The sequence below is a fragment of the Sandarakinorhabdus rubra genome (genome assembly GCF_010994245.1).
GTDB classification, from domain to species: domain Bacteria; phylum Pseudomonadota; class Alphaproteobacteria; order Sphingomonadales; family Sphingomonadaceae; genus Sandarakinorhabdus; species Sandarakinorhabdus rubra.
This window is the reverse complement of record NZ_WMHO01000260.1, coordinates 1-3,189: the sequence shown is the minus strand read 5'-3', so window position 1 is coordinate 3,189 and position 3,189 is coordinate 1. Positions and strand designations below refer to the sequence as shown.

The following is a 3,189-nucleotide window of genomic DNA, read 5'->3' as shown; positions in this document are numbered from 1 at the left end:
TGGACGCGAAGCTGCCCGCCGGCAGGGCGCTTGCCGGCCAGTCCGCCAGCTTCAGCCGGTCGGGGGTGAGGGGCTGGCCAAAGCCGATCTCGCTCGCGGCCACCACCACGCTGACCGTGGGGACGGCGCCGCGCGCCTTGCCGGGGGCATTCAAGGTGCGGGCCAGGTAGACGGCCGACAGCGCCAGCAGGCCGGCAGCGGCCAGCATCACCAGCGCCGATCGGCGCGGGCCGGCGCGATCCCGGGCGAGTGCGCGGCGATGCTGCAGCGTCACCCAGCGCCGCGACAATTCCCGCTGCCAATCGGGCTGAAACACCATCCCCGCTCCTTCCGGTTCCGGTAACGGGCGCAGGGGCAGGCGAGTTTAGCGGGCGATTGACCTTGGCTGCGGCGCATGCCCCTATGCGGCGGAGTGGCTGGGGGCAGCGGGCGACATGAGACAATTGTGGGCGGAAGCGGTGGGCACCTTCTTCCTGTTTGCGGCGGTGATCGGATCGGGCATCCTTGCCCAGCAACTGGGCAGCGGCGAGGTGCTGCTGGGTGTGCTGGTGGTGACACTGGCCACGGTGATGATGCTGCAGCTGCTGGTCACCATGCTGGGCCCGGTGTCGGGCGCGCAGTTCAACCCGGCGGTGAGCCTGGTGCTGCGGTTGCGCGGGCAAGGCAGCTGGGGCGGCATGCTGGTGATGATCGCGGTGCAGATTGTCGCCGGCATCGCGGCGGTGGTGTGCGTGCACGCGATGTTCGAACAGCCGATCCTGCAGGTGGCCAGCCAGCCGCGCTTCGGCCCTGGCCTGTGGCTGGGCGAGTTCATCGCCACCTTCGGCCTGCTGCTGACGGTCCTGCTCACCGGCCGGCACGCGCCGCACGCCGGCGCCACCAGCGTCGCGCTCTACATCGGCGCGGCGATCCTGTTCACCTCGTCCACCTGCTTTGCCAATCCGGCGATCACCATCGCCCGCAGCCTCACCGACACGTTCACCGGCATCGCGCCGGGCAGCGTGGCGCCGTTCATCGCCGCCCAGTTCGCCGGCGCGCTGGCCGCGCATGCGTTGGAACGGGCGCTGTATCCGGAAGGCTGAGGCCGCTCAGGCCGCCGCCAGCCCCTCTTCCGGGATGGCATAGAGCAGCGACGCACCGCGCATGCTGCTCGCCGCCAGCGCCTGCACCTGCGGCAGCAACTGTTCGGCGAAGAAGCGGGCGGTGGCGCGCTTGGCCGCGGCGAACTGGGCATCCGGGTGCTGGCGTGAGGCCAGCGCCTGTTTGGCCAGCAGCCAGCCGCCCAAGGTGAGCCCCATCAGCCTGAGGTAGGGCGTGGCGCCGGCCGCCACGTCGTCGGGATTGTTGGCGCCGGCCAGCCAGAGCGACGTGGTCTGCGCCGCATCGAGCGCATCCTGCAGCCAGGGGGTGATGTGCTTCAGCTCTTCATCCTCGTCGAGGTCGGAGAGCGTCGCGCGCACCTCGCCCAGCAGGTCCTTCCAGTGCTGGCCGCCGTCCATGCCCAGCTTGCGGCCAACGAGGTCCATCGCCTGGATGCCGTTGGTGCCCTCATAGATGGGGGCGATGCGGGCATCGCGCAGATACTGGGCCGCACCCGTTTCCTCGACATAGCCCATGCCGCCGAACACCTGCACGCCAAGGCTGGCGACCTCGACACCGATGTCGGTCGCCCAGGCCTTGGAGATGGGGGTGAGGAGGTCGGCCAGACCCTGGCCAGCCGCATCGCCGGCATGGGCGCGGTCCACCGCGGCGGCGTTCAGATAGACCAGCGCGCGCGATGCCTCGGTGAGCGCCCGCATGGTCATGATGGTGCGGCGCACGTCGGCATGCTCGATGATGCGCACCGGTTCCCGCCCGCCGCCGAACTTCGCCGATTGCACGCGCTGCCTTGCATAATCGAGCGCGTGCTGCATGGCGCCTTCGGCAATGGCGACCCCCTGCAAGCCGACCTGCACGCGGGCATTGTTCATCATGGTGAACATGGCGCGCATGCCGCCATTTTCCGGCCCCACCATCCAGCCAATGCACTGGTCATGGTCGCCAAAGCTCATCGTGCAGGTGGGGGAGGCGTGTATGCCCAGCTTGTCTTCGAGGCCGACGCATTTCAGATCGTTGCGCGTGCCATCGGGCAGGATCTTCGGCACCAGGAACAGGCTGATGCCGCGCGTGCCCGGCGGGCTGTCCGGCGTGCGCGCCAGCACGAGGTGGACGATATTCTCCGCCGCGTCATGCTCGCCCCAGGTGATGAAGATCTTCGTGCCCTTGATGCGCCAGCTGCCATCCGGATTGGGCTCGGCCCGCGACTTCAACGCGCCGACATCGCTGCCCGCCGTGGGCTCGGTGAGGTTCATCGTGCCGGTCCACTCGCCGGTGACCAGCCTGGAGAGGTAGCGGTCCTGAAGCTCCGGGCTGGCATGCGCGGCGAGCGCCTCGATGGCGCCCTGGGACAGCATCATGCACAGCGCGAAGGCCATGTTGGCGCTTGTGATCTGTTCCTGCACCGCCACGGCGACGGCAAAGGGCAGGCCCTGGCCACCGTGGGCCTCCGGTACGCCCAGCCCGGCCCATCCCGCCTCGACATATTGGGCATAGGCCGCCGTGAAGCCTTCGGGCAGCGTCACCACGCCATCGTCCAGCCGCGCGTGCGCCTTGTCGCCGGCCTTGTTCAGCGGCGCGAACACATTGGCGGCCAGCTTGCCCGCCTCGGCGAGGATGGCATCAACGAGGTCGGGAGTCGCATTGGCATAGCCCGGCAGGCGGGCAAGGCCCGGCAGATCGGCGATCACGTCCAGCACGAAGCGCTGTTCGGTGGTGGGGGCGGTGTAGGGCATGGCCAGATCCTGTCGGCTTCCGTTCCTTGTCCTGACCGGTATAGACGCAAGGTCATGGCCCGCAAAAGCCGCATCATCGCCCCCGATCGCGACGGCATTGCCGCAGCGGCGGACGTGTTGCGCAGCGGCGGCCTCGTCGCGGTGCCGACCGAGACCGTCTATGGCCTCGCCGCCCGCGCCGATGACGGCGCGGCGGTGGCCGGCATCTATGCGGCCAAGGGCCGACCCAGCTTCAACCCGCTGATCGTCCATGTCGCGGACGTGGCGATGGCCGAGCGGCTGGCCGAACTGTCCCCGCTGGCCCACGCGCTGGCGGCCCGCTTCTGGCCGGGGCCGCTGACGCTGGTGCTGCCCCGCC

The 3,189-nt window shown here is 69.7% G+C and carries 3 protein-coding genes and 1 pseudogene; 2 read left to right on the top strand and 2 right to left on the bottom strand.

Going from position 1 to position 3,189, the window contains the following annotated elements; translation table 11 throughout:
- Window positions 1-319 (bottom strand): annotated as a pseudogene (locus GJV64_RS12955) (hypothetical protein); the annotation flags it as partial.
- Window positions 320-434: 115 nt separating this feature from the next.
- Between GJV64_RS12955 and GJV64_RS12950 the strand changes: the two are divergent.
- On the top strand, window positions 435-1,082 hold the full coding sequence (locus tag GJV64_RS12950; protein ID WP_164157731.1) for an aquaporin: 648 nt from the start codon (window positions 435-437) through the stop codon (window positions 1,080-1,082).
- Between the two features lie 6 nt (window positions 1,083-1,088).
- Here GJV64_RS12950 and GJV64_RS12945 read toward each other — a convergent pair whose 3' ends face one another.
- A complete protein-coding gene (locus GJV64_RS12945) occupies window positions 1,089-2,831 on the bottom strand; it encodes an acyl-CoA dehydrogenase (RefSeq protein WP_164157729.1) in 1,743 nt (580 codons plus the stop codon).
- 54 nt (window positions 2,832-2,885) lie between these two features.
- Between GJV64_RS12945 and GJV64_RS12940 the strand changes: the two genes are divergently transcribed.
- Window positions 2,886-3,189, top strand: a 304-nt coding sequence (locus GJV64_RS12940) for an L-threonylcarbamoyladenylate synthase (protein ID WP_164157727.1), incomplete at its 3' end; no start/stop codon positions are given.